This is a genomic window from Fretibacterium fastidiosum (assembly GCF_000210715.1).
Taxonomy (GTDB): domain Bacteria; phylum Synergistota; class Synergistia; order Synergistales; family Aminobacteriaceae; genus Fretibacterium; species Fretibacterium fastidiosum.
The window spans coordinates 2,372,601-2,375,682 of the sequence record NC_021038.1 but is presented as its reverse complement, the minus strand read 5'-3'; the positions used below and the strand labels follow the sequence as shown (position 1 = coordinate 2,375,682).

The 3,082-nt window shown below is 56.2% G+C and carries 3 protein-coding genes; all 3 read right to left on the bottom strand.

The window, feature by feature from the left end; translation table 11 throughout:
* Nucleotides 1-1,059, bottom strand: a 1,059-nt coding sequence (locus SY1_RS10705) for an isocitrate lyase/phosphoenolpyruvate mutase family protein (protein ID WP_208873776.1), incomplete at its 3' end; no start/stop codon positions are given.
* A gap of 40 nt (nt 1,060-1,099) precedes the next feature.
* Entirely contained in the window at nt 1,100-2,383 is a 1,284-nt protein-coding gene (locus SY1_RS10700) for an asparagine synthase-related protein (RefSeq protein ID WP_208873775.1), read from the bottom strand.
* A gap of 237 nt (nt 2,384-2,620) precedes the next feature.
* Nucleotides 2,621-3,082 (bottom strand): FkbM family methyltransferase (locus tag SY1_RS10695; RefSeq protein WP_208873774.1); only part of this gene is annotated, 462 nt, incomplete at its 5' end.

Here is a 3,082-nt window from a genome sequence, read left to right as displayed (position 1 = left end):
GAAGGCGAACACCTCGTCCGGGGACTGCGACTTGCTGTGGATCAGGACGGCATCCGCCCCAGCCTCGACATAAGCGCCGGCTCTGCGCAGAGCTTCCTCCTGTCCGTGTCCCAGGATGAGGCTCTCACAGCGGGCGGCGATCATGAAATCCTCGGTAACCCGAGCCCTCTTTCCCACGGCTATCTTTTCGCACATGACCTCGATCTCCTCCTGCGGCTGCAAATTGTCCGCCGCATAGAGAGAGTTCCGTTTGCGTCCCTTTTTGTCCTCGATAATGACCATGGAGACCCCCAAACGTTCCAGGGTCCTGACGGTGAAGCGAAATTGATCGACGTTCCCGCCGCTGTCCCCATCATAGATGATGGGCTTGGTGGTGACCTCCAGGATGTCGTTCACCGTATGCAACCGATTGGTCAGATCCACACACTCGATGTCCGGCTTCCCCTTGGCTGTGGAATCCGTCAGGCTGCTCAGCCACATCGCGTCGAACTCCACCGTTCGACCGTCCTCCGATCGGACGGACGAGTTTTCAACGATCAAGGCGCTGAGACCGCTGTGGGCCTCCAATACCCTGACGAACCCCTTCTTGTCCAGAAGTTGTTTCAGCCTCCCGCGCCGAATGTCGGGCGTCGTGCCCACCTCTCGAATGGCCTTGTTCAACTGCGTCGATGAGATGCCAGGGGTGTATTCCGGTTCGACAAGCCTGCCGCCCCACTCCTTCAGCACCTCCACAACGCGGGAGCGCGTCTCGCTCTGCACGCCCTCCTTCCAGTCGGAACCGTGAACCACAAAGTCGGGTCGAAGCCGACGAAGGTTCTCCACGTAATCCAAAGTGGCCTGAGGCACGACCCTGGAGACCCCCTTCAGGTTTTCGACGACGGCGCTGCGCTGCCCAAAGGTCATATAAGGAAGGCGCTTGTAGCTGGCAATCGCCTCATCCGTCAGGACCCCGACGACGACCTCCCCGTACCGTGCCGCCGTATGAATGATGTTGAGATGTCCCGGATGGATGATATCGGCGCTCATGGCGACGTAAACCAAAGGCTTTCGTTCTGGCATGACATGACACGTCCTTCGTTTTGGATTGCTTCTCGGAAGCTCAGACCCGAGACCTCAGCAGGCGCTCGATCGGATAAAGAACGAGATAGGCGAGATAGGCACTCAACCGATCGGGCCTGGGGATTCTATGGGTAAACACATGCCACAGGCGCCCCATGCCCCGGATGGACATTACCGCCTCCTGAAGGGAGTTCCATGGAGTTCTGTGAATGTATTTGTTGATCCAATCCACATAGTCCGGCACTACGACCTCGGACAGAATTTCACGATCCAGGGGGGGCGGCGGCACCCTCTCGAGGGCCTGCATGTTCAGCGTGTTCGGCAGGCGTTTCGGCCTGCAAAGGCCCTCCACCATGATGCCGTTTTTCCTGAAAAAGTCCTGTTGCCACCCCCTGTTCTTCCGCCTGTTTGGTGGCAGGTTGAGCATGGCGGCAGCAAGACGGAGATCAAGAAATGGACACCACGGAGCATAGCCCAATTTCTCGGGAACGCGGAACAGGTAGGAAAGCAGGACCTGCTTATGGCGCAGGACCTCGATAACCCGCAGCCTCGGGTCCTCCAGTCGTTCCCGGTGTTCCTGCCAATATTTCATTCGGGCCACGGAATCCTCCCGGACTCGGCATTGCGAAGAATCCGCGTTCATTCCATGGGTCAGCCCCAACAGGGGCAGTTCCTCCGGAGAGGAGACCAAAGGGGCGAAACGACCGGCCCAGTCGTCGCCGAAATGTCCGGAAAGCATAGGAACTTTCCGCGTTTCGGGGGGCAGCAGCGCCTTTATGGCATTGAAAAACTCAAAATGATACATCCCGTGGGCGTGAGTGGAGATCCCGTAAAGGGCGTACCATTCGTCGAGGTAATTGTGGTAGGCCCCCAATTCGACCTGCTGCCAGGAAGTTCCAAGGCGTCGGGAGAGCTCCTGCGCGTATACGACCTCCGACGAGGCGCTCTGAGGCGAGGTGATCCCGTAGGTAAAGGAACGAATGCGTTCCTTGTCGCCCACCATCCAGTTCAGGATACGAGAGTCATATCCGCCGCTGGTAGGGATGACGATTTCCCCGTCTACGGAGGCCTCCCACCTCCTCACGGAGTCCCTGATCCACTCCCATATTTCGTCCTCGGAGAGCGCCATCTCGTCCAGAGCCTTGACCGCGGCGTCCTCCATCCGCTCCACCCGCAGCGTTCCGTCGTCGAGACGGATCAGCCGTGAGGAATGGGGCAAGACATGTACGTCTCTGACAGGGGTGTGCCCGAAGACGCAATAACCGAAGTCCATATAATCTCTCAAGCCCTGGTGGTCGATCTCCAGATTCGCGCAATCGACCACGTCGTTGATGAATGGCCCCGCCTTCCCCGTACGATTATTGTAAAAATATGGAGAGGAAGCCACCCAATCGGATTCGAACAACACCGTCATGCCGTTTCTGACACCCCTTTCACACCGAATTGGATTATCCCAAAAAAGAGCCTCAAAAGGAGCTTTTTTTGCATGAACGTTGAAACGAGGTTGAAAAAATTACCCCAGGAAATTTCCATATTAACTTTCGTGATTTCTATATACTGTTCATAAGTCAGGAACCGCAGCAAACAATTTTTTCCCTCTGAACATAACACGATACTTGGGATTGAACTTTTTGATCAGCTTTCTAACATCCTCCATGGAGTAAGGAACAGAATGAGCATTACAGTACAACATAGACAACTTCGGTGCAAAGCGCTGGAGGGTCTTCCTCGCCCCCCTCAAGAGGTGCATATCGTATCCCTGGACGCTTATCTTGATGAAATCGACACGAGAAAGCCCATGCTCCGCGACAAAGGCATCGATCGTCGTCACAGGAACCCGGATGGCATCCCGACACACGCCGTCCCCATCGAGGAAGGAATTGCACTGCGCATTCGCAGGGTCCACAAACAACTCGATCTCCGAGACTGCGTCGCCCAGCCCCTCCTGAAACGGATAAATGTTGGGATTCAGCTTGGTGGTTTGCACCAGGTAATTGAAGGCGGGAGGAGAGGGTTCAAAGGC